This window comes from Streptomyces rectiviolaceus (assembly GCF_039533825.1).
GTDB classification, from domain to species: Bacteria; Actinomycetota; Actinomycetes; order Streptomycetales; family Streptomycetaceae; genus Streptomyces; species Streptomyces rectiviolaceus.
The window spans coordinates 33,131-56,764 of record NZ_BAAAUG010000037.1; the positions used below are offsets into that span (position 1 = coordinate 33,131).

The 23,634-nt window shown below is 70.8% G+C and carries 18 protein-coding genes and 1 pseudogene; 16 read left to right on the forward strand and 3 right to left on the reverse strand.

The window, feature by feature from the left end:
- Positions 1-171: 171 nt before the first annotated feature.
- Together ABD378_RS12430 and metH are read right to left on the reverse strand one after the other, a co-directional pair.
- Positions 172-873 (reverse strand): HAD-IA family hydrolase, encoded by a 702-nt coding sequence (locus ABD378_RS12430; protein WP_344520711.1) that lies wholly within the window; start codon positions 871-873, stop codon positions 172-174.
- 98 nt (positions 874-971) lie between these two features.
- On the reverse strand, positions 972-4,490 hold the full coding sequence (gene metH, locus ABD378_RS12435; RefSeq protein ID WP_344520712.1) for a methionine synthase: 3,519 nt from the start codon (positions 4,488-4,490) through the stop codon (positions 972-974).
- Positions 4,491-4,812: 322 nt separating this feature from the next.
- Here metH and ABD378_RS12440 point away from each other — a divergent pair, with 322 nt between their 5' ends.
- The 8 genes from ABD378_RS12440 to mtnB all read left to right on the forward strand — a co-directional run bounded on the left by ABD378_RS12440 (position 4,813) and on the right by mtnB (position 13,237).
- A complete protein-coding gene (locus tag ABD378_RS12440; protein ID WP_344520713.1) occupies positions 4,813-5,577 on the forward strand; it encodes an IclR family transcriptional regulator in 765 nt (254 codons plus the stop codon).
- A gap of 401 nt (positions 5,578-5,978) precedes the next feature.
- Positions 5,979-6,770, forward strand: coding sequence for an MIP/aquaporin family protein (locus ABD378_RS12445; protein ID WP_344520715.1), 792 nt, complete (start codon positions 5,979-5,981; stop codon positions 6,768-6,770).
- A 63-nt stretch (positions 6,771-6,833) separates the two neighbouring features.
- The gene (gene glpK, locus ABD378_RS12450) at positions 6,834-8,381 is read left to right on the forward strand and encodes a glycerol kinase GlpK (protein ID WP_344520716.1); all 1,548 of its coding nucleotides are present in this window, start codon (positions 6,834-6,836) and stop codon (positions 8,379-8,381) included.
- Positions 8,382-8,386: 5 nt separating this feature from the next.
- Positions 8,387-10,009 (forward strand): glycerol-3-phosphate dehydrogenase/oxidase, encoded by a 1,623-nt coding sequence (locus ABD378_RS12455; protein ID WP_344520717.1) that lies wholly within the window; start codon positions 8,387-8,389, stop codon positions 10,007-10,009.
- Positions 10,010-10,145: 136 nt separating this feature from the next.
- On the forward strand, positions 10,146-11,210 hold the full coding sequence (locus tag ABD378_RS12460; RefSeq protein WP_344520718.1) for an LLM class flavin-dependent oxidoreductase: 1,065 nt from the start codon (positions 10,146-10,148) through the stop codon (positions 11,208-11,210).
- Positions 11,211-11,268: 58 nt separating this feature from the next.
- Positions 11,269-11,880, forward strand: a complete 612-nt coding sequence (locus ABD378_RS12465; protein WP_344520720.1) for a 1,2-dihydroxy-3-keto-5-methylthiopentene dioxygenase — start codon at positions 11,269-11,271, stop codon at positions 11,878-11,880.
- Positions 11,877-12,632 carry an acireductone synthase gene (gene mtnC, locus ABD378_RS12470; protein WP_344520721.1) on the forward strand — a complete coding sequence of 252 codons (756 nt, stop codon included), beginning with the start codon at positions 11,877-11,879 and terminating at the stop codon, positions 12,630-12,632. The genes ABD378_RS12465 and mtnC overlap by 4 nt, the downstream gene beginning before the upstream one ends.
- The gene (gene mtnB / locus ABD378_RS12475; protein WP_344520722.1) at positions 12,629-13,237 is read left to right on the forward strand and encodes a methylthioribulose 1-phosphate dehydratase; all 609 of its coding nucleotides are present in this window, start codon (positions 12,629-12,631) and stop codon (positions 13,235-13,237) included. The genes mtnC and mtnB overlap by 4 nt, the downstream gene beginning before the upstream one ends.
- Before the next feature lie 247 nt (positions 13,238-13,484).
- Here the strand turns inward: mtnB and mtnA are convergent, their stop codons facing one another.
- On the reverse strand, positions 13,485-14,537 hold the full coding sequence (gene mtnA / locus ABD378_RS12480) for an S-methyl-5-thioribose-1-phosphate isomerase (RefSeq protein WP_344520723.1): 1,053 nt from the start codon (positions 14,535-14,537) through the stop codon (positions 13,485-13,487).
- Between the two features lie 371 nt (positions 14,538-14,908).
- Between mtnA and ABD378_RS12485 the strand changes: the two genes are divergently transcribed.
- The 8 genes and pseudogenes from ABD378_RS12485 (at position 14,909) to ABD378_RS12520 (ending at position 23,532) form a co-directional block, all read left to right on the forward strand.
- Entirely contained in the window at positions 14,909-15,967 is a 1,059-nt protein-coding gene (locus ABD378_RS12485; RefSeq protein WP_344520724.1) for a BMP family ABC transporter substrate-binding protein, read from the forward strand.
- Positions 15,951-17,465, forward strand: a pseudogene (locus ABD378_RS12490) (ABC transporter ATP-binding protein); the annotation flags it as partial. The gene ABD378_RS12485 and the pseudogene ABD378_RS12490, both read left to right, overlap by 17 nt.
- A gap of 448 nt (positions 17,466-17,913) precedes the next feature.
- Positions 17,914-19,005, forward strand: a complete 1,092-nt coding sequence (locus ABD378_RS12495; protein WP_344520725.1) for an ABC transporter permease — start codon at positions 17,914-17,916, stop codon at positions 19,003-19,005.
- Complete coding sequence (locus ABD378_RS12500; RefSeq protein ID WP_344520726.1) at positions 19,002-19,901, forward strand: ABC transporter permease; 900 nt, start codon at positions 19,002-19,004, stop codon at positions 19,899-19,901. Before ABD378_RS12495 ends, ABD378_RS12500 begins: the two co-directional genes overlap by 4 nt.
- Entirely contained in the window at positions 19,898-20,707 is an 810-nt protein-coding gene (locus tag ABD378_RS12505; protein ID WP_344520727.1) for a nucleoside phosphorylase, read from the forward strand. The genes ABD378_RS12500 and ABD378_RS12505 overlap by 4 nt, the downstream gene beginning before the upstream one ends.
- A gap of 35 nt (positions 20,708-20,742) precedes the next feature.
- Positions 20,743-22,170 (forward strand): amidohydrolase, encoded by a 1,428-nt coding sequence (locus ABD378_RS12510; RefSeq protein ID WP_344520728.1) that lies wholly within the window; start codon positions 20,743-20,745, stop codon positions 22,168-22,170.
- Between the two features lie 2 nt (positions 22,171-22,172).
- Complete coding sequence (locus ABD378_RS12515) at positions 22,173-22,784, forward strand: sulfite oxidase-like oxidoreductase (RefSeq protein ID WP_344520742.1); 612 nt, start codon at positions 22,173-22,175, stop codon at positions 22,782-22,784.
- Positions 22,777-23,532, forward strand: coding sequence for an FAD-binding oxidoreductase (locus ABD378_RS12520; protein ID WP_344520730.1), 756 nt, complete (start codon positions 22,777-22,779; stop codon positions 23,530-23,532). The genes ABD378_RS12515 and ABD378_RS12520 overlap by 8 nt, the downstream gene beginning before the upstream one ends.
- The last annotated feature ends 102 nt before the right edge of the window (positions 23,533-23,634 follow it).

The window sequence follows — 23,634 nt, forward strand, 5'->3', positions numbered from 1 at the left end:
GCAGCGAAACCGGGCGCGGACACACCGATAACCCGACACGGGAAGGTTTCGTCAGGTTCCCCTCAATCAGGACACAACGCCACTCCACAACCCGCCCATATCGGAGGTCCGGCACAGCCGTGAGCGACTGTCGACCCCCTATGGAGTGGGAAAGGTCACAACTTCAACTGTTCAGCGCTTTCCGGCCATCAGGCCTTGCAGGAAAGGCAGGTTGACGTGTTCGAGGGACGGGACGATGGTCCTGCCTGACGCTGGGGCGATGGGCGCGACGGACGGTACGGCCACCACTCTGCAGCCCGCGGCCTCGGCCGCCGCGACGCCCGTCGCGGTGTCCTCGATGACGGCACATCTGGCCGGTTCCGCGCCAACCCCCGCCGCCGCGAGGAGATAGGGGTCCGGGTGCGGCTTGGTCCGGGTCACCTCGTCGCCCGCGACGGTGAGCGTGAAGTGATGGGATCCGATCGAGTCGAGCACGCGGTCGATGATGCGCCGGTGCGACGCGGAGACCAGTGCCATCGGCACCTCGTGCGCGGCGAGCTCGGCAAGCAGCCGGGCGGCCCCCGGCATCAGCGGCAGGGCGCGGCCGATGCGGTCCTCGAAGCCGTCGTTGAGCAGCACGGTCAGCTCGGGCACCGTGATGTCCGCACCGGTGGACGCGATGAGGAATCCGGCACTGCGCGTCATGGGACCGCCGACGACCACGTCACGCCAGGCCTCGTCGAGCGTATGTCCGAGTGACGCGAAGACCTCGACCTCGGCGTCCCACCAGAACCCCTCGGTGTCCACGAGTGTTCCGTCCATGTCGAGGAGCACCGCCTGCAGGGCGGAGCCTTCGGCCGTTCGGGTACCGAGCGCGGGAACCGTACTGGTCATCCGGGCACACCTCCATGAGGGACGAGAAGGCCGGTTGCTCCCTTTTGACGGGGGAGCAACCGGCCTGCGCTGGACCGACAAGTGTACGACTTGACCGCTTAACGCGCGTTGAAGTATTTCGCCTCGGGGTGGTGGATGACGATCGCGTCCGTGGACTGCTCCGGGTGGAGCTGGAACTCCTCGGAGAGCTGCACACCGATCCGCTCCGGCTCCAGGAGCTCGGCGATCTTCGCGCGGTCCTCCAGGTCGGGGCAGGCGCCGTAGCCGAGCGAGAAGCGGGCTCCGCGGTACTTCAGGGCGAACATGTCCTCGACGTCGGCGGGGTCCTCTCCCCCGAAGCCGAGCTCGGCACGCACGCGCGCGTGCCAGTACTCGGCGAGCGCCTCGGCCAACTGCACGGACAGGCCGTGCAGTTCGAGGTAGTCGCGGTAGGAGTCGGCGGCGAACAGCTCGGCGGTGGCCTCACCGATCTTCGAACCGACGGTGACGACCTGCAGGCCGACCACGTCGGTCTCGCCGGACTCCTCCGGGCGGAAGAAGTCCGCCAGGCACAGGCGCCGGCCCCGGCGCTGGCGCGGGAAGGAGAAGCGGGTGCGCTCGTTGCCCTCGTCGTCCAGGATGATCAGGTCGTCGCCCTTGGAGACACAGGGGAAGTAGCCGTAGACGACGGCTGCCTCGAGCATGTTCTTGGTGTGCAGCTCGTCGAGCCAGCCGCGCAGGTGGGGCCGCCCCTCGGTCTCCACCAGCTCCTCGTACGAGGGCCCGGCGCCGGTCCTGGCCTGCTTGAGGCCCCACTGGCCCTTGAACAGGGCACCCTCGTCCAGCCAGGACGCGTACTCCTTGAGCTGGATGCCCTTGACGACGCGGGTGCCCCAGAACGGCGGGGTCGGGAGCGGGTTGTCGACGGAGACGTCCGAACGGGCGGGGCCCTCGTCCTCGGACACCTCCAGGACGGGAGTGTCCTTCTTGGCCACCCGGCGCTGCTTCAGCTCGGGCAGCGTGGCGCCGGGGACGCCGCGCTTGACCGCGATGAGGGCGTCCATCAGGCGCAGGCCCTCGAACGCGTCGCGGGCGTAGCGGACCTCGCCCTCGTAGATCTCGTGCAGGTCCTGCTCGACGTACGCACGGGTGAGCGCGGCGCCGCCGAGGATCACCGGGAAGTCGGCGGCCATCTTGCGCTGATTGAGCTCCTCCAGGTTCTCCTTCATGATCACGGTCGACTTCACCAGGAGACCCGACATGCCGATCACGTCCGCGCGGTGCTCGGCCGCGGCGTCCAGGATCGCGGCCACCGGCTGCTTGATGCCGAGGTTGACCACGTTGTAGCCGTTGTTGGACAGGATGATGTCGACGAGGTTCTTGCCGATGTCGTGGACGTCGCCGCGGACGGTGGCCAGGACGATGGTGCCCTTGCCCTCGGAGTCCGACTTCTCCATGTGCGGTTCGAGGTGAGCGACCGCGGTCTTCATGACCTCGGCGGACTGCAGCACGAAGGGCAGCTGCATCTGTCCCGAGCCGAAGAGCTCGCCGACGACCTTCATGCCCTCCAGGAGGGTGTCGTTGACGATGTCGAGCGCCGGGCGGGTCTCCAGGGCCTCGTCGAGGTCGGTCTCCAGGCCCTTCTTCTCGCCGTCGATGATGCGGCGCTGGAGGCGCTCGTCCAGTGGCAGGGCCAGGAGCTCCTCGGCCTTGCCCTCCTTCATCGACTTCATGTTGACGCCCTCGAAGAGCTCCATGAGCTTCTGGAGGGGGTCGTAGCCTTCGGCGCGGCGGTCGTAGATCAGGTCGTGGGCCGCCTTCACCTGCTCGTCGTCGAGGCGCGCGATCGGCAGGATCTTGGAGGCGTGCACGATCGCCGAGTCCAGGCCCGCCTTGACGCACTCGTCGAGGAAGACGGAGTTCAGGACGACACGGGCGGCCGGGTTGAGGCCGAAGGAGATGTTCGAAAGGCCCAGGGTGGTCTGCACGTCCGGGTGGCGGCGCTTGAGCTCGCGGATCGCCCCGATGGTGGCGATGCCGTCCTTGCGGGACTCTTCCTGACCGGTGCAGATGGTGAAGGTCAGGGTGTCGATGAGGATGTCCGACTCGTGGATGCCCCAGTTGCCGGTCAGGTCGTCGATGAGGCGCTCGGCGATGGCGACCTTGTGCTCGACGGTGCGGGCCTGGCCCTCCTCGTCGATGGTCAGCGCGATCAGCGCGGCGCCGTGCTCCTTGGCGAGCGCGGTGACCTTCGCGAAGCGGGACTCGGGGCCGTCGCCGTCCTCGTAGTTGACGGAGTTGATGACCGCGCGGCCGCCCAGCTTCTCCAACCCGGCCTGGATGACGGGGAGTTCGGTGGAGTCCAGGACGATGGGCAGGGTGGAGGCGGTGGCGAAGCGGCCCGCGAGCTCGGCCATGTCCGCCACACCGTCACGGCCCACGTAGTCGACGCAGAGGTCGAGCATGTGGGCGCCCTCGCGGATCTGGTCGCGGGCCATCTCCACGCAGTCGTCCCAGCGGGCCTCCAGCATGGCCTCGCGGAACTTCTTCGAGCCGTTGGCGTTCGTGCGCTCGCCGATCGCCATGTACGCGGTGTCCTGGCGGAAGGGCACGGTCTGGTAGAGCGAGGCTGCGCCGGGCTCGGGGCGCGGCTCACGTCGGGTCGTCTCCACACCGCGGACCCGCTCGACGACCTGGCGCAGGTGCTCGGGGGTCGTGCCGCAGCAGCCGCCGACCAGGGAGAGGCCGTACTCGCGTACGAAGGTCTCCTGGGCGTCGGCCAGCTCCGGCGCGGTCAGCGGGTAGTGGGCGCCGTCCTTGCCCAGGACCGGCAGGCCCGCGTTGGGCATGCAGGAGATCGGGACGCGCGAGTGGCGGGCGAGATAGCGCAGGTGCTCGCTCATCTCGGCCGGGCCCGTGGCGCAGTTCAGGCCGATCATGTCGATGCCCAGCGGCTCCAGGGCGGTCAGCGCGGCGCCGATCTCCGAGCCGAGGAGCATCGTGCCGGTCGTCTCGACGGTGACCGAGCAGATCAGCGGGAGGTTCGCGCCGGTGGCGTCCAGGGCGCGGCGGGCGCCGAGGATCGCGGACTTGGTCTGCAGGAGGTCCTGGGTGGTCTCCACCAGGAGGGCGTCCGCGCCGCCCGCGATCATGCCTTCGGCGTTGATCTGGTAGGCGTCGCGCAGCACGGTGTACGGGGCGTGGCCCAGGGTCGGCAGCTTGGTGCCGGGGCCCATCGAGCCGAGGACCCAGCGCTGCTGTCCGGTCGACGCGGTGAACTCGTCGGCGACCTCGCGGGCGATGCGGGCACCGGCCTCGGAGAGCTCGAAGTTCCGCTCGGGGATGTCGTACTCGCTCAAGGCGGCGAAGTTCGTGCCGAACGTGTTCGTCTCGACGCAGTCGACGCCGACCGCGAAGTACTCCTCGTGGACCGAGCGGACGATGTCCGGGCGGGTCACGTTCAAGATCTCGTTACAGCCCTCGAGGTTCTGGAAGTCCTCGAGGGTGGGGTCCTGTGCCTGGAGCATCGTGCCCATCGCGCCGTCGGCCACCACCACGCGGGTGGCGAGGGCTTCGCGGAGGGCATCGGCTCGGGTTCCGTTCGAGGAACCGGTCGAGGGGGTTGGCAACGAGGCCATGAAAGAGCTCCCTGAGGTGCGACGGCTGTCGGCTTTGCGCTTCGGAGGAAGGCGCACTCGGTCAGGGTAACGGGACGAAGGTCCACAGCGCGCGAGTGTTCACGAGGCGGACGCCGGGTCCGGTCGGGCCGCTGCCGGCGGTGTGGCGCGGGGCGTGGCGGGAAACGGCGAGAAACAGCGAGAACTGGCGAGAAACCGACGAGAACCGGCGAGAACCGCCGAGAAACACGGCCTGCCGCTCTGTCGCGGGAGGTCGACAACGACCGATAGTGTTCAGCATTGTCGAACGTTGGAGTCACAGGGGACGGAGGAAGGGGCTGCGATGGCACGGAACATCCAGTCGCTCGAACGGGCGGCCGCGATGCTGCGGCTGCTCGCGGGCGGAGAGCGACGGCTCGGCCTCTCGGAGATCGCGTCCGCCCTTGGCCTGGCCAAGGGCACGGCCCACGGCATTCTGCGCACGCTGCAGGCGGAGGGCTTCGTCGAGCAGGACTCCGCTTCGGGCCGCTATCAGCTCGGCGCCGAGCTCCTGCGCCTGGGCAACAGCTATCTGGACGTGCACGAGCTGCGGGCCCGCGCCCTGGTGTGGACCGACGACCTGGCCCGCTCCAGCGGCGAGAGCGTCTACCTCGGCGTGCTGCACCAGCAGGGCGTCCTGATCGTGCACCACGTCTTCCGGCCCGACGACAGCCGCCAGGTCCTCGAGGTCGGGGCGATGCAGCCGCTGCACTCCACGGCCCTGGGCAAGGTGCTCGCCGCCTACGATCCGGTGGCGCACAGCGAGGCAGCGGAGGCCGACTGGCCTGCCCTCACCACGCGCACGGTCGTGGACCCCGACGACTTCGAGGGCGTCCTCGACATGACCCGCGCGCGCGGGTACGCCTCCGACGTCGAGGAGACCTGGGAGGGCATCGCATCCGTGGCCGCGCCCATTCACGACCGGCGCCGCATGCCGGTCGGCGCGGTCGGCATCACCGGTGCGGTGGAGCGTGTCCAGAAGGACGGGGAGCTGCGCCCCGATCTGATCGCGGCCGTACGGGACTGCGCTCGCGCCGTATCGCGGGACTTGGGCGCCGGGCGGTTCTGAGCCTGCTGGACCGGTGACAAAACCGCGGGCCGTCCGTGGCTGATCGCGCGGTTCCCCGCGCCCCTTCGGGGCGCGCACCCCGACAAGCCCCCTGCTCAACATGCAGGGGGCACTCTTCTGCGCGACCATCGATGCACGTGTTTCACCCCGTGGCGACCCCCGCCACGACCGATAACCCGGAACGATCAATAACGATCGTGTTTTCAATAACGGAACTCTTGACGGGTAAGTAACCCCGGGGTGAGACTCGCGTCCATCGGTCGGCATTGTCGAACACCTACCGGCATTACGCGCTAGAGTGTGACAAGGCCAAGGGCCGGCAACGACCTCACCTGAGGTCGCGGACCTCCGGAGGGACCCGGGGTTCGCCTTCCCCTGGACGAAGGACAAAGGAGTCGCGGGTGTCCAGCTCCGACATCTTCATCGGCGAGACCATCGGTACCGCCATACTCATCCTGCTCGGCGGCGGCGTCTGCGCCGCCGTCACGCTCAAGGCCTCGAAGGCCAAGGACGCCGGCTGGCTCGCGATCACCTTCGGGTGGGGCTTCGCGGTGCTGACCGGCGCCTACCTGGCGGGTGGCGTGTCAGGCGCCCACCTCAACCCTGCGGTCACGCTCGGCCTCGCCATCGAGGGCGGCACCAAGTGGAGCGATGTTCCGCTCTACCTCGGCTCGCAGCTGCTCGGCGCGATCATCGGCGCGATCCTGGTCTGGCTCACGTACATGGGCCAGTTCAAGGCGCACCTGACCGACCCGTCGATCCTCGCCGCCCAGCCGGCGGACGAGGGCCTCGTCGACCAGAAGGCCGCGCCCAAGGCCGGTCCGGTGCTCGGCATCTTCTCGACCGGTCCTGAGATCCGGAACTACGCGCAGAACGTGCTGACCGAGGTCATCGCGACCGTCGTGCTGGTCCTGGCGATCCTCACGCAGGGCCTGAACGACAACGGCAACGGCATCGGCGTCCTCGGTGCGCTGATCACCGCGCTCGTCGTCGTCGGCATCGGTCTCTCGCTCGGTGGCCCCACGGGCTACGCGATCAACCCGGTCCGTGACCTGGGTCCGCGCATCGTGCACTCCCTGCTCCCGCTGCCCAACAAGGGCGGCTCGGACTGGACGTACGCATGGGTGCCGATCGTCGGCCCGCTGATCGGCGGCGCCATCGCGGGCGGTATCTACAACATCGCGTTCAAGTAGGAGCGCGACAGATACCGATGACCGCCTGAGACAGACCGCCGAGCAAGAAATCAGGAGCACACCGTGACCACCGACGCACACACCGCAGGGCCCTTCATCGCCGCGATCGACCAGGGCACCACATCGAGCCGCTGCATCGTCTTCGACAAGGACGGCCGGATCGTCTCGGTCGACCAGAAGGAGCACGAGCAGATCTTCCCGAAGCCGGGCTGGGTCGAGCACGACGCGACCGAGATCTGGACCAACGTCCAGGAAGTCGTCGCGAGCGCCATCTCCAAGGCGGGGATCACTCACGAGGACATCAAGGCGATCGGCATCACCAACCAGCGTGAGACCACGCTGCTCTGGGACAAGAACACCGGCGAGCCGGTGCACAACGCCATCGTCTGGCAGGACACCCGCACCGACGCCCTGTGCAAGGAGCTCGGCCGCAACGTCGGCCAGGACCGCTTCCGCCGTGAGACGGGCCTGCCGCTCGCCAGCTACTTCGCCGGGCCGAAGGCCCGCTGGCTGCTCGACAACGTCGAGGGCCTGCGCGAGCGCGCCGAGGCGGGCGACATCCTCTTCGGCACCATGGACTCCTGGGTCATCTGGAACCTGACGGGCGGTGTCAACGGCGGCAAGCACGTCACCGACGTCACCAACGCGTCGCGCACCATGCTGATGAACCTGCACACCATGAAGTGGGACGAGAAGATCGCCGAGTCCATCGGCGTTCCGATGGCGATGCTCCCCGAGATCCGCTCCTCCGCCGAGGTCTACGGCGAGGTCACCGGCGGCAAGCTCGGCGACGTCCTGCCCGGCATCCCCGTCGCCTCCGCGCTCGGCGACCAGCAGGCGGCCCTCTTCGGCCAGACCTGTTTCGCCAAGGGTGAGGCCAAGTCCACGTACGGCACCGGCACCTTCATGCTGATGAACACCGGTGAGTCGGCCATCAACTCCTACTCGGGCCTGCTGACCACCGTCGGCTACCAGATCGGCGAGCAGAAGCCGGTCTACGCCCTCGAGGGTTCCATCGCCGTCACCGGTTCGCTGGTGCAGTGGATGCGCGACCAGATGGGCCTGATCAACTCCGCCGCCGAGATCGAGACGCTCGCGTCGTCGGTCGAGGACAACGGCGGCGCCTACTTCGTACCGGCCTTCTCCGGCCTCTTCGCCCCGTACTGGCGCTCCGACGCCCGCGGTGTGATCGCCGGTCTCACTCGGTACGTCACCAAGGCGCACATCGCGCGCGCCGTCCTGGAGGCCACGGCCTGGCAGACCCGTGAGATCACCGACGCCATGACGAAGGACTCCGGCGTCGAGCTCACGGCCCTCAAGGTCGACGGCGGCATGACCTCCAACAACCTGCTGATGCAGACCCTCTCGAACTTCCTCGACGCACCGGTGGTGCGCCCGATGGTGGCCGAGACGACCTGCCTCGGCGCCGCCTACGCCGCCGGTCTCGCCGTCGGCTTCTGGTCCGGCACCGACGAACTGCGCGCCAACTGGCGCCGGGCGGCGGAGTGGACCCCCCGCATGGACGCGGACACCCGCGCCCGTGAGTACAAGAGCTGGCTCAAGGCCGTAGAGCGTTCCATGGGCTGGCTCGACGAAAGTGGCGAGGAGTAAACAACATGACCACCCTGCAGAGCGTCCCTGCCCTCGGGACGCATCCGGCTGCCGGTTCACGTGCTTCTTTTGGAGTGGCGAGCCGCGCCGAGACCCGGGAGCAGCTTTCCAAGGCGACGTACGACCTCCTGGTGATCGGCGGCGGAATCCTGGGCATCTCCACCGCCTGGCATGCCGCGCAGTCGGGACTGCGGGTGGCTCTGGTGGACGCCGGTGACTTCGCCGGCGCCACCTCCTCCGCCTCCTCCAAGCTTCTCCACGGCGGTCTGCGCTACCTGCAGACCGGCGCGGTGAAGCTGGTGGCGGAGAACCACTTCGAGCGTCGCGCGGTGTCGCGTCAGGTGGCCCCCCACCTGGCGAACCCGCTCACCTTCTACCTGCCCGTCTACAAGGGCGGCCCGCACGGCGCCGCCAAGCTGGGCGCGGGCGTCTTCGCCTACTCGGCGCTGTCCGCCTTCGGCGACGGCGTCGGCCACCTGCTCAGCCCCTCGAAGGCCGCGCAGGACGTGCCGGAGCTGCGCACGGACAACCTCAAGGCCGTGGCCGTGTACGGCGACGACCAGATGAACGACTCCCGCATGGCCCTGATGACGGTCCGCGCGGCCGTCGAGGCCGGCGCCGCCGTCCTCAACCACGCCGAGGTCACAGGACTTCGCTTCACCAAGGGCCGGGTCACGGGCGCAGAGCTCAAGGACCGCATGGACGGCACCGAGTTCGGCGTCAACGCCCGCCTGGTGCTCAACGCGACCGGACCGTGGGTCGACCACCTGCGCAAGATGGAGAACCCGGACGCGGCCCCCTCCATCCGCCTCTCCAAGGGCGCGCACCTGGTCCTCAAGCGCACCGCCCCCTGGAAGGCCGCGCTGGCCACGCCGATCGACAAGTACCGCATCACGTTCGCCCTGCCCTGGGAGGACATGCTGCTGCTCGGCACGACCGACGAGGAGTTCGAGGGCGACCCGGCGGACGTCGGCGTCACCGAGTCGGACACCGCGCAGATCCTGGACGAGGCCGCGTTCTCCATCCGCGACCAGCAGCTGTCCCGCGATCTGATCACGTACTCCTTCGCGGGTCTGCGGGTTCTGCCCGGCGGTCCCGGCGACACCTCCAAGGCCAAGCGCGAGACGGTCGTCACCGAGGGCGCGGGCGGCATGCTCTCGGTCGCGGGCGGCAAGTGGACGACCTTCCGCCACATCGGCCGTACGGTGATGAAGAAGCTGGAGGCGCTGCCCGGCCACCCGCTCGGCGACGACTACGAGCCGATCTCGCAGCTGCAGAAGCGGCTTCCGCTGCCCGGCATCGCCAACCCGCGCGCGGTCGCGCACCGGCTGCTCGTCGACGGTCCGGCGCCCGGCCCGCGCATGGCCGCCGACACCGCCAAGCACCTGGCGACGCACTACGGCTCGCTCTCCTTCGACATCGCCCGCCTGGCGAACGAGAACCCGGAGCTCGCCGAGCGCGTCTCGCCGGACGCCCCCGAGATCTGGGCGCAGGTCGTCTACGCCCGTGACAACGAGTGGGCCGAGACGGTGGACGACGTCCTGCGCCGCCGTACGACGCTGACGATCCGCGGCCTTGCCACGGACGACGTCCGCGCCAAGGTCCAGGACGTGCTCGACGGCAAGTAGGCACTAGCTGATCGAAGGGGCGGCTCCCGCTTGGGGGCCGCCCCTTCGGCGTACCCGGCCGGGCCGCCATGGCGCGTACATACGCGTGCAATACGGCGCGGGGAGAGTGGGGAGGTCGCACCACGGAAGGGACACCATGAAGTTCCAGGTCCTGTCGATCATCGGCCATGCCCCGCATCCGCTGACCGGTCAACTCCCCACGTCAGCCGACCGGTTGGCGGACGTGATCGAGGTCGGCGTGGCCGCCGAGCGGCTCGGCTACGACGCGTACGCCGTGGGCGAGCGGCACGCGGGCGCCTTCCTCTCGTCGAGCCCCACCGTCGTGCTGGGCGCGCTCGCCGCGCGGACCACCCGGATCAAGCTGCTCACCGGCGTCACGGTCGTGGCGATCCTCGACCCGGTGCGGGTGGCCGAGGACTACGCGACGCTCGATCAGATCTCGCGCGGCCGCGTCGAGTTGGTGATCGGCAAGGGCGCGGAGGCCGGGCACTTCGATCTCTTCGGGCTCGACGAGGAGCGGCAGTGGGATCTGCAGAAGGAGAAGTACGAGCTGCTCCGCCGCCTGTGGAGCGAGGAGAACGTCGACTGGGAGGGCGAGTTCAGGCCCGCGCTGAAGGACGTGACGACGGTGCCGCGCCCGTACGCGGGCCTGCCCCGCATCTGGCACGGTTCGGCGACGTCCCTCAACTCCCCCGATCTGGCGGCCAAGCACGGGGATCCGCTCTTCACCGCCAACGCCGTCCAGCCGCGTGCCGCGTACGCGAAGCTCATCGCGTACTACCGCGAGCGGTTCGAGGAGTACGGGCACGATCCGGCGCGCGCCCGGGTGGCCGCGGGCTCGGGCGGGCTGCTGATCGCGGACTCCGCGGAGCAGGCGGTCGCGCGCTACGGCGAGCTGTACGAGGCGAGGGTGCGCCAGAACTTCAGGCCGCGTCTGGAAGGCAGGGCGGGCTACAACACCCCCTTCCGCACCATCGAGGACGCGATCGCCGACGGGCCGCAGCTCATCGGCTCCCCGCAGCAGATCATCGACAAGATCCTCGGCTACCACGAGGTGTACGGGCACGACCTGCAGTCCGTCACCGTGGACGGCTTCGGCCTGGAGCGCGGCGAACAGATCGAGACGTTGCAGCGGTTCGCCGAGGAGGTCGCGCCGGTGGTGCGCGGGGCGGCGCCGTCCACGCTGTGGGACACCGTGTGACGTGGCCGGACCGCGAGCTACGATCCGAAGACATCCCTGACCTGCCCTGGAGTGATCAATGACCCTCCTGACGACCTGGCCGGAGTCCGGCCCCGAGACCGTCGTACGCCGCACCGCGGACCCGGTCGAGATCGCCGCCGCGCTCGCCCCCGTCGGCGTGCGCTACGAGCAGTGGCCGGTACGCGATGACGTGCCCGCCGACGCGGACAGCGACACCGTCTTCGCCGCGTACCGCGCGGAGATCGACCTGCTGAACGCCGAGGAGGGCTTCCAGACGGTCGACGTGGTCGCGCTGCACCCCAGCGACGACCCCGAGTGGCCCGAGAAGGCGAAGGCGGCCCGGCAGAAGTTCCTCGCCGAGCACACGCACGACGACGATGACGAGGTGCGCTTCTTCGTCGCGGGCTCGGGCATCTTCTATCTGCACGTGGCCGGTGAAGTGCACGCGGTCTACTGCGAGAAGGGCGATCTGCTCGGGGTGCCGCGCGGCACGACGCACTGGTTCGACATGGGCACATCCCCTTCGTTCACGGCGATCCGCTTCTTCCACGAGGAGGACGGCTGGATCGGCACGTTCACGGGCAGCCCGATCGCGGACCGCTTCCCGGACTTCGACGCGATCCACGCGGGTCACACGGGTCACGCGGGGAACGCGGGGAACGTGGCGTGAGCGTCGAGTTCGACACGGGCTCCGTGGACGCCGTGGTGCTCGACATCGAGGGCACCACGAGCGCCACGGGCTTCGTGGTGGATGTGCTGTATCCCTACGCGCGCGAGCGCTTCGGGTCGCTGCTCGCCTCGCGGGGCGACGAGCCGGAGGTGGCGCGGGCGGTCGCGCAGGTGCGCGAACTGGCCGGTGAGCCGGACGCGGATGCCGGGCGCGTCGAGAAGATCCTGCACGGCTGGGTGGACGAGGACCGCAAGGCGACGCCCCTCAAGACGCTCCAGGGCATCCTCTGGGCGGAGGGCTTCGCGCGGGGCGAGCTGGTCTCGCACTTCTACCCCGAGGTGATCGGCGTACTGCGGGGCTGGGCCGCGGACGGGGACAGGGACGGGGGCGGGGTGCGGTTGTACGTGTACTCGTCCGGGTCCGTCGCCGCGCAGCGTGCGTGGTTCACGTACTCGCCGGAGGGTTCCCTGATGGAGCTCGTGAGCGGTTTCTACGACACGGAGAACGCGGGGCCGAAGCAGGATCCCGGTTCCTACCGCGCGATTTCGGCCGCTGTCGGGGTGGACCCGGACCGCACGCTCTTCCTCTCCGACCGGCTCGGGGAGCTGGATGCGGCGCGGGACGCCGGGTGGCGGACCGTGGGTGTACGGCGGGCCGGGGAGCCCTACTTCGCCGCCGGGGTCGGCGGACATCCGGAGGCCGCGGCCTTCGACGAGATCAGCCTTGTGTCAGGAACCAGGAGCGTTCGATGAGTGAGACCACTTCAGTTCTCGACCTTGAGGAGGCGGGCGCCGTCCTCGCCGCGGAGGCCGCGCGTTTCGCGTCGTTCGGCTGGATGCGGGGTACGTCCGGGAACCTGTCCGTGGTCCTCTCGCGTACGCCGCTTCAGCTCGCGGTGACGGCCAGTGGGCGCGACAAGGGTGAACTCACGTCCGCGGACGTGGTGTTGACGGACGCGTCCGGTGCGGCGCTGGGCGCGGGGCGTCCTTCGGCGGAGGCGGCGCTGCATGCGCGGGTCGCTGCGCTCACTGGGGCTGGGGCTGTGGTGCATGTGCACACCGTGGCTTCGGTGGCCATGGGGCACCGGAAGCCGGGGGGCGTGGCGTTCCGGGACCTGGAGATGCTGAAGGGGCTCGGGCACGGGACGCATGAGGTTGCTGTGACGCTGCCGGTGATCGAGAACAGCCAGGACATGGTGGTGCTGGGGGATCGGCTTGAGGCGGCGCTTTCGCCTGGGATGCCTGCGGTGGTTGTCGCTGGGCACGGGCTGTATGTGTGGGGAGCGGATCCTCGCGAGGCGCGGCATCGTACTGAGGTGGTGGAGTGGTTGCTGGAGCTTGAGCTGACGCGGGGCTGATTTTTCCCCAACCCCGCCCCTTCCCGAAAACCCGCTGGGCGCGGGGGCCTTGGTTGCCGTCATCACCGGCTCCGCCGAGTTCGTCCTCAAACGCCGGACGGGCTGGAAGATTCCGGCCGGGCTGGATATATCCAGCCCGGCCGGCGTTTGAGGCCATCTTGTCGGGGTCTGGGGCGGAGCCCCAGGTAGGCCCGGGGCGCAGGCACGGTTTTCGGGAAGGGGCGGGGCTGGGGAAAAGGAACCGTTCTTAGCTCAGCCCAACCGACGGCAACTCACCCGCAGCGACCTCCAACACGCCCCGCTCCGTCACCAGCGCCGTCACCAGCGCCCCCGGGGTCACATCAAAAGCAGGATTGTGGCCCCGCGACTCCGCCGGAGCGGTCCGTACGCCCGCCCACTCCAACACCTCGTCCTCACCCCGCAGTTCGATGTGGATGTCCGAACCCGTCGCCGTGGCGAGATCCACCGTCGTGGTGGGAGCGGCCACCACGAACGGGATCCCGGCGTACGCGCACGCCAGCGCGATCCCCACCGTGCCCACCTTGTTGGCCGTGTCGCCGTTCCCGGCGATCCGGTCGGCCCCGACGATCGCCGCGTCCACCTCGCCCCGCAGGATCGTGCCCGCGGCAGCCCCGTCCGCCTGGACGAAGTGGGGTATCCCCTCCTGCGCCAGCTCCCACGCGGTGAGCCGCGCGCCCTGCAGCAGGGGGCGGGTCTCGTCGGCGTAGACCGTCTCCAGGCGGCCACGGCTGTGGAGTTCACGTATGACGCCCAAGGCCGTGCCCCAGCCCGCCGTGGCGAGCGCGCCCGTGTTGCAGTGGGTGAGGATCCTCAGCGGCCGGTCCTGGGACACCCGCTTCAGGAGCCAGTCGGCTCCGAACGCGCCCATCGCGTGGTTCGCCTCGAGGTCCTCCCGCACGATCGCGTCCGCCTCCGCGAGCACCGCGGGCAGACCCGCGTCGATGAGCGGCGCGACCCGGTCCACGCACACCATCAGGTTCACGGCGGTGGGCCGCGCCGCACGCACCCGCGCGACCTCCGCGTCGAGGCGCGCACGGTCCCAGCCCTCGCGCGCGCCCTGCGCCATGGCGAGCGCGACGCCGTACCCACCGGCCGCGCCGATCGCGGGGGCGCCGCGGACCACGAGCCGCACGATCGCGTCGATCAGCTGGTCGACGGTGGTGACGTCGAGGCGCTCCAGGGTGTGCGGGAGCGCGGTCTGGTCGATGAGGGAGAGGGAGGGCGTGCCGCCCTCCGCGGCCACCGTCCACGTGACAGCGCGCAGGTCCTGGCTGCTCATGTACTCAACTCCGGGAAAATAGGGGCGTTTCAGGCCATGCGGGGAGGGGTGTCGTCACCGTACCTGACGTGCTCGAACCATATTTCGAGACGTTCGTGCGGCTGTCCGAAATCCGGTGTTACCCTCACCGCCACCCAGGACGGACCGACCCACGGTGCGAGGAGGACGGCCATGAAAGACCAGCGGACCGCTGGCCCCATGGGCTGCCCCATGCGCTGCACCGCCGTGACCGACGGCCGCCGAATGTGCCGCTGTCGCCGCGGTTTCCGCTGTTGTCGCTGAGCGACGCCGCTTCGCACGTCCGACCCCCTCCCTGCCACCGCCTGGGCTCCCAGGCTCCTTCGAGAAGGCGCTCCCGTATGTCCCTGCGCATGCCGCTTCGCATATCCCGCCGTACGTCCCTTCGGCTGTCCTCACTCGCCGTCGGCGCCGCCCTTCTCGCCACCGGCTGCAACGCGGCGGCGAAGAAGGGCGGTTCGGACGGCGAAGGCGCCGAGGGAGCCAAGGCGTTCACGCTCGTCACGCCCGACCCGGTGGCCCAGAACGAGTTCCTCAAGCTGGCCGTCAGCGGGGTGAAGTCGGCGGCGAAGGCGCAGGGCGCCGGGACCCCGAAGGTCTTCCAGAGCAGCGATACCTCTTCGCAGCAGCAGAACGTGCAGTCGGCCGTGGACTCCGCGCCCGACGTCATCGCGCTCGTCGGGTTCGAGTTCGCCGACATCGCCGCGCAGCAGGCCGAGGCGCACCCGAAGCAGCAGTTCCTGCTCGTCGACGCGTGCACGAAGAAGACGTACAAGAACGTCACCTGCGCGGTCTTCCGCGAGCACGAGGCGGTGTACCTCGCGGGCGCCGAGGCCGGTCTTCTCACCAAGAGCAAGAAGGTGGGCGCCGTCGACGTCCTCGACACCCCGCAGTTCCGCCGCTACAGCGAGCCGTTCGCGGCCGGTGCGAAGAAGGTGAAGGCGGGGGTCAAGTCCCGCACGCTCTTCGTCGGCGGGCAGTCGCCGTTCAATGACGCCGCGCGCGCCAAGGACCAGGCGTCGACGCTCGGTTCCGGCGGGGTCGACCAGGTGATGGCGGCCGCGGCGGGCGGCAACACCGGTGTCTTCCAGGCCGCGAAGGCCAAGGGCTTCGAGGCGTACGGCGTCGACGCGAACCAGTGCCTGGGCAACCCGGGGGTCGTCGTCGACAACGTACTGAAGAAGACCGATGTCGCCGTCGAGAAGGGCATCGCGCAGATCCTCAAGGGCAAGGGCGGCGCCACGGTGTCGTACGGCCTCAAGGAGGGCGGCATGTCGCTGACCGGCCTCGAGCCGGGCGTCGCGGACTCCAAGTGCCTGATCGCCGACCACGAGGACGTGCTGAAGCGCGTCGAGTCGCTGCGGGACGACATCGTCGCCGGGAAGCTGAAGGTCAATGACCCCGCGGCCTGAGACCGTCGTCGGCTCCCCCGCCGTCGAACTGCGCGGTATCACCAAGGAGTTCCCCGGCACGCTCGCCAACGACCGGGTGGATCTGACCGTCGCGCGTGGTGAGATCCACGCCCTGATGGGCGAGAACGGCGCGGGCAAGTCGACGCTGATGTCGGTCCTGTACGGGCTGCAGCGGCCGGACGCCGGGCAGATCCTGCTCGACGGGCGCGAGGTGACCTTCGCGAGCCCGAGCGAGGCGATCGCTGCGGGCCTGGGCATGGTGCACCAGAGCTTCAAGCTCTTCCCGTCCTTCACGGTCGCCGAGAACGTCGTGTACGCGGCCGAGCCGCGCCGTTTCGGTCTGACGGACCGGGCCGAGGCGCTGCGGCGGGTGGGCGCGCTCGCCGATGAGCACGGGCTCGCGGTGGACCCCGCGGCGAAGGTCGGGGACCTGCCGGTGGGCGTGCGCCAGCGCGTGGAGATCCTCAAGCTCCTTTACCGCGGCGCTCGTACGCTGATCCTCGACGAGCCGACGGCGGTCCTGACCCCCTCCGAGGCCGACGCCTTGTTCGGTGTCCTTCGCTCCCTCGCGGACGACGGGCGCACGGTCCTCCTCGTCACCCACAAGCTGCGCGAGGTGATGGAGGGCAGCGACGCGGTGACGGTCCTGCGGGACGGCCGGGTGGCGGCGCGGATGCGGACCGCGGACACCAGCGCGGACGGTATCGCCGCGGCGATGACGGGGCGTGCGGTGGAGCTGGACCGCGTACATCCGACGGGCACGCCGGGCGGCGATGTCCTTCTCGTCGATTCCCTGTCGACGGACGCCGTGCGCGAGGTCACGCTCTGCGTCCGCGCGGGCGAGATCGTGGGCATCGCGGGCGTGGCGGGCAACGGTCAGAGTGAACTCGTCGAGGCGATCGCCGGGTTGCGTCCGGTCTCCGCGGGGCGGGTCACGCTCTGCGGGCAGGACATCACGGACGCCTCGGCGGCGGGGCGCCGCGCGGCGGGTCTCGCCTACGTCCCCGAGGACCGCGTGGCGGTCGGCACGGCGCCGGCGGCGACGATCGCGGAGAACCTGGCGATGGGCCACCACCGGGGGCACGGCCTCCTGCGCCCGTCCTGGCTCCGCGAGCACGCGCGCGTCCTGATCGACCGCTTCGGCATCAAGGCGGCATCGCCCCGCCACACGGCGGGCTCACTGTCGGGCGGCAATCTGCAGAAGCTGGTGATCGGCCGTGAACTCGCCCACGAATCCCCCCTGTTGATCGTCGAACAGCCCACCCGGGGCGTCGACATCGGCGCCATCCAGACGATCCACGACCAACTGATCGCCCACCGCGACGCGGGCCACGCGATCCTCCTGGTCTCCGCCGAACTGAGCGAGATCCGCGGCCTGTCCGACCGAGTCCTGGTGATGTACGAGGGCCGGGTGGCCGCGGAGTTCTCTCGCGGCGACGCGACCGAGCGGGCCCTTGGCCTCGCCATGGCGGGCGGGTCCGGCGCGGGCGGGTCCGGCGCGGATGGGACCGGCGCGGTCGGGACCGCCGCGGACGAGACCGGCTCGGGCAGCACCGCCACGGACGAAACCGGCGCGGACGGGACCGCCACAGACGGAACTGGCCCGGGCAGCACCGCCACGGACGAAACCGGCGCGGACGGGACCGCCACAGACGGAACCAACGCGGGCAGGACCGCCGCCGCCGGGGCCGCGGTGACGGGCTCGCGCACCGTGCCTGACGCCGCCTTCCCGAGCAGTGGTCAGAACGGTGAGCCGACCACGGCCGACGCGTCCACGTCCCACCGCGCCTCCACCGCCGAGCCGCCCACCTCGGCGACTGCCGCGTCGTCCGCCGAGCCGGTTGCCGAGTCGCCCACCCCGCAGGCTCCCGTCGTGGCCTCGCCCGACCGTGACGCCGAGTCCGGCCCGGTCATCCCCTCCCCCCGCGAGAAGGAGGCTCCCTGACATGGGTGCCGCGATCCGTTCCCTCGGCGGCCGGAGCCTCCGCGCGCCCGCGCTGCACTCCGTCGTCGCCGCCGTTCTCGTCGGCGCGCTTTTCCTCGTCGGGACCGGCGCCGACCCCATCGGGGCGTACGGCTCCGTCGTCAGCGGTGCGCTCGGGCCCGACGGCATCGGGTCCACCCTCACCACCGGGACCAGCATCATCGGGCTCGCCCTCGCGCTCGCGATCCCCATGCGGGCGGGGCTGCTCAACCTCGGCGGGGACGGGCAGTTGGTGCTCGGCGGGATCGCCGCCGTCGCCACCGGGCTCTACTCGCCGCTGCCCGCGCCCCTCACCGTCGTCGCCTCGCTGCTCGCGGGCATGGCGGCCGGCGCCGCCTACGCCGCGCTCGCCGCCGTCTGCCAGAACCGGTTCGGGGTGCCGCTGCTCGTCAGCAGTCTGCTGCTCGGGTATCCGGCGATGTCCTTCGCCTCCTACCTCGCGCGCTTTCCGCTCAAGGAGGACGGGTCGAGTCTTCCGCAGACGCGGCGGCTTCCCGACGGGGTCGAGCTGCCCGCCTTCGGGTCGTCGACCGTCACCGTCGGGCTGCTCCTCGTGGCCGTCGCGGTCGCCGTCTTCGTCTTCGCCGACGCCCGTACCGCCACCGGCTACGAGATCCGCATGACGGGCCTCAACCCACGCTTCGCCGCCTACGCGGGCGTCGACAGGCCGCGGCTCACGCTGCGGCTGATGGCGCTCTCCGGCGCCGTCGCGGGCCTGGTCGGCGCCATCGGCGTGCTCAGCTTCCCCTATCGCTTCATCGACGGTTCGCTCACCGCGGCCGGGCACACCTGGACCGGTCTCACGGCCGCGCTCCTCGCCGCCGCCGCGCCGATCGGGACGGCTCTGGCCGCCCTGTTCTTCGCGGCGCTCGAAGTGGGCGGGCTCGCCATGGAGCGGACCACCGAAGTGCCGCGCGAACTGACGCAGGTCCTGCAGGCCGTCGTCATCGTCTTCCTCGCGGCCCGGCTCAACCTGACGTGGCGCCGGGCCAGGAAGAAGCCCGGAGAGCAGCCCACCGACGAGATCGAAGTGAAGGAAGTGAGCGTGCGATGAGCATCGACTCCGCGCTGTTCCACTCGGCGCTCCTCGCCCTCACCCCGATCCTCCTCGCCGCGCTCGGCGGCGCGGTCTGCGAGCGCGCGGGCGTCTTCAACATCGGCCTCGAAGGCATGATGCTGATCGGCTGCTTCAGCGGCGTCGCGGGCAGCTGGTTCACCGGGAGCGCCTGGCTGGGTGTCGTGTTCGCCGCCCTCGCCTCCGCGGCGTACTCGATGATCCTGGCCGTCGGGACGATCTCGCTGCGCGGGGACGCCGTCGTGCTCGGCGTCGCGCTCAACCTCCTCGCGGTCGGCCTGACCGGATTCCTGCTGCGTACGGTCTTCGGCGTACAGGGCACCTTCTCCGATCCGGGGCTGGCCGGTCTCGGCGGCATCGACATCCCGTTCGTCGGGGCGGTCCTCTCCGGGCACTCCGCGCTCGTGTACCTCTCGTGGGCCGCCGTCGCCGTGGCCGCCGTGTTCCTGGCCCGCCATCCCTGGGGCCTTCGTCTGCGCGGCGTCGGCGAGGCGCCCGACGCGGCGGCGACGCTGGGCGTGAGCCCGGCGAAGTATCAGTACGCCGCCGTCCTGACATCCGGCGTCCTCTGCGGCCTCGCGGGCGCCCAACTCGCCCTCGGCAACGTCACGTTGTTCTCCGAGAACATGACGGCCGGGCGTGGTTGGATCGCCGTGGTGGCCGTGATGCTGGGCCGCGCCCTGCCGCTCGGCGTCCTGCTCGCCGGGCTGCTCTTCGGCATCGCGGAGGCCGTCGGCTTCCGTCTTCAGGGGCTCGGCATGCCGCAGCAGGCGACCGACGCCGCGCCGTACGTGGTGACCCTGGCCGCCCTCTTCCTGTCCACGGCGCGCAGGCGCCGCCGCAAGACGACGCCCCTGGTAGGAGCCTCCTCATGACGACCGACGCAACTGACGCAACCGACGCCCGTACGCTCACCGAAGCCGTCGCGCTCACCGACGCACTGCCCATCACCCGCGTCCCCCGCACCGGCCTGCCCACCCGCGCGGTCGTCGTCGGCGACCCGGCGCGCGCCACCGCCGTCGCCGACCTCCTGGACGACGCGAAGGAGGTGTCGTACCACCGCGAGTACCGCACCTTCACCGGCACCTGGCAGGGCACCCCGGTCGTCGTCGCCTCGCACGGCGTCGGCGCCCCCGGTGCGATCCTGCTCTTCCAGGAGCTCGCGGAGGCGGGCGTCACCACCATCCTGCGGCTCGGCACGGCGGGCGCGATCCGCCCCGGCATCCGCGACGGCGACCTGGTCATCGCGGACGCGGCGGTGCGCGACGACGGCGTGACGCAGCAGCTGATCCCCGCCGAGTACCCGGCGTTCGCGACTCCGGAGGCGGTCATCGCGCTGCAGCGTGCGGCCCGCGCGGCCGAAGCCCCGTACCACCGGGGCGTGGTGTGGACGCGGGCCGCGTTCCAGCCGGGCTTCCTGCCGCTGCCGGGCGAGGCGTACGCGGCGGCCGGGATCGCGGCCATCGAGATGGAGCTCTCGGCGCTGTACGTCTTCGCGTCCACGCACGGTCTCGTCGCGGGCGGCGCGCTCGTCGTGGACGGCGCGAACGCCGATGAACTCGTCGACGAAGAGGCCACCGGTGGCTACAACCCGCACCGCGACGTGGTGGCCGAGGGAGTCGACCGTGGCGCCCGGATAGCCTTGGACGCGCTGCGCCTGCTGGCTTCCACGGAGCACTGAGCCGCACCTGAACAACGTCACGGAGAACGGAACCGATGCACCCCACTGACCTGCCGGCCCAGGACCGGGGCGGCTCCATAGATCTCCTGGTCCACGGCGGCGACGTCCTCACCGTCGACGCGTCAGGCACGGTCGTGGCGGACGGCGCCGTCGCCGTGCGCGACGGACGGATCGTCGAGGTCGGCCCTGCCGAACGGCTGCGCGCCGCATACGAGGCCACCGATGAGCTGGACGCCGGCGGCTGCCTCGTCCTCCCCGGCCTCATCAACACGCACACACACCTGGCGATGACCCTGTTCCGCGGCATCGCCGACGACGTGACGCTGCAGGGCTTCCTGGCGCGCGTGATCCCGGCCGAGGCGGAGCTGCTCTCGCCCCGGACGGTGACCGCGGGGATCCAGGGCGCGATCGCGGAGTCCGTACGCGGCGGGGTCACCGCCGCGCTCGACATGTACTGGTTCCACGAGGCGGCCGAGGCCGTGGCCCGCGACGCCGGGTGGCGCCTCCTGACAGGACCCACGTTCATGGACGTGCCGGGCCCGCCGGACGGCCGCCCCTACGCGGACCGGCTCGGCTGGGCCGCGGCGGACCTGGCCGCCCTCACCCCGGCGCCGGGCACCCGCCCAGGGATCTTCGCGCACTCCGCGTACACCCTCGCGCCCGAGCAGCTGACGGCGATCAGCGCGCTCGCCCGCGAGCACGGCGCCCTGCTGCACATCCACGCCGCCGAGAACGCGGGCGAGGTGGAGATGGTCACCCGGCAGCACGGCATGCGTCCCGTGGAGCTGCTCGACTCACTCGGCGTTCTCGGCCCCGACACGCTGCTCGCGCACGCGGTCGACCTCACGGACGCGGAGATCGAGGCCATCGCCCGCACCGGCACGGCCGTCGCGCACTGCCCGGTGTCGAACCTGAAGCTCGGCTGCGGCATCGCGCGCGTGCCCGACCTGCTCGACGCGGGCGTCACGGTGGGCCTCGGCACGGACGGCGCCGTGAGTTCCAACACGCTCGACCTCCTCGGCGCGGTGAAGCTCGCGGCGCTCGTGCACAAGGCGGGCGGCGATCCGACGGCGGTCGGCGCCGAGCAGGCGCTGCGGATGGCGACCATCGAGTCGGCGCGGGCGCTCGGCCTCGGCGAGGAGCTCGGCTCCCTGGAGCCGGGCAAGCGCGCGGACCTGATCGTGCTCGATCTCACCCGGCCGCATCTCACGCCGCGGCACGACCCGTGGTCGATGCTGGCGTACGCCGCCGCGTCGTCCGACGTACGTGACACGGTGGTCGACGGTCGCGTCCTGATGCGCGACCGTACGCTGGAGACGCTGGACGAGCAGCGCGTGCTGCGAGCCCTGCGGGACGCGGCGGCCTCCGCGGCGCCCGGCCCCACGAGCACGACAAGCACGACGGGCACGACGAGCACCTCCGAAACGGCATCAAGCACCTCCGAAGTGGCAAGCACCGTATGACCATCGAACCCACCCGCGGCTTCACCGGCCGCGCCCGCGCCGCCGACCGCGACCCGCGGCTCCCTCCCGGGCAGTACGACGCGGCGGACGGCTGGCCCGTCCTGTCCGCCGAGGTGACGCCCGAGCTCGCGCCCGCGGACTGGACGTTCCGCGTGGACGGGCTCGTCACGTCCCCGCACACCTGGACGTGGGACGAGGCACACGCGCTGCCCGCGTCCGAGTACCGCGGCGACATCCACTGCGTGACCAGCTGGTCCAAGTTCGGGGTGCGCTTCGGCGGGGTGAGCCTGGACGCGTTCCTGGCCGCCGCGGGGCCGCGCCCCGAGGCCACGCACGTCGTCGCGTACTCGCACACGGGCTACACCACGAACCTCCCCCTCTCCGACGTGACGGGCGGGAAGGCGTGGATCGCCTGGGAGTACGGGGACGGCCCGCTGCCTCCCGAGCACGGCGGCCCGGCGCGCCTGATCGTGCCCCACCTCTACTTCTGGAAGAGCGCGAAGTGGGTCGCGGGGCTGCGGCTCCTTGACCACGACGAGCCGGGCTTCTGGGAGCAGAACGGCTATCACCACCGGGGAAATCCCTGGCGTGAGGAGCGTTACTCCGGTGACTGAGACTTTCGTTCCCCCGACGCGGTTCGCCGTGCCCGGGCGCATCGCGGTGAGCAATCGCGCGGCTTCCGTCTGGCAGCGGGCGACCGTGGTGGAGGTCCGCCGGGACAACGCCGCCGGGACCGTCTCGACCTTCCGTCTGAAGGTGGCCGACTGGCAGGGGCATCTGCCGGGCCAGCACGTGATGCTGCGGCTGACGGCGCCCGACGGCTACGTGGCGCAGCGCCACTACTCGCTCGCCTCCGCCCCGGCGGACGCCGCCGAGCGCGGCGAGATCGAGCTGACCCTGGACCACGTGCCGGGCGGCGAGGTGTCCGGGCATCTGCACACGGTCGCCCGCGTCGGCGACGTGGTGGAGGTGCGGGGGCCGCTGTCCGGTTTCTTCGCGTGGCCCGGCGACCGTCCCGCGCTGCTGCTCGGCGCGGGCTCCGGCGTGGTCCCACTGATGTCGATGCTGCGGCACTGGCGGCGGGGCGGGAGCGCGGTGCCGCTGCGGCTTCTCGTGTCGGCGCGGACGCGTGAGGATCTGATCTACGCGGAGGAATACGGCGATGAGACCACGGTGGTGTTGACGCGGACGGAGGGGCGGCTTCGCGCCGAGCACCTGGCCCCGTTCCTCGGCCCCGCTCAGCCCGAGGGCGGCTGGGAGGCGTACATCTGCGGGTCGAACGGCTTCGCCGAGCACGCCTCGCGCCTGCTGGTGGCCGGGGGCCAGCCGGTTGACCGGATCCGCATCGAGCGGTTCGGGTAGGGGCGATCCCTGCGGGGCTATCCCCAATCCCACCCCTTCCCGAAACCATGGGGCTCCGCCCCCTGGACCCCCGACAAGATGTCCTCAAACGCCGGCCGGGCT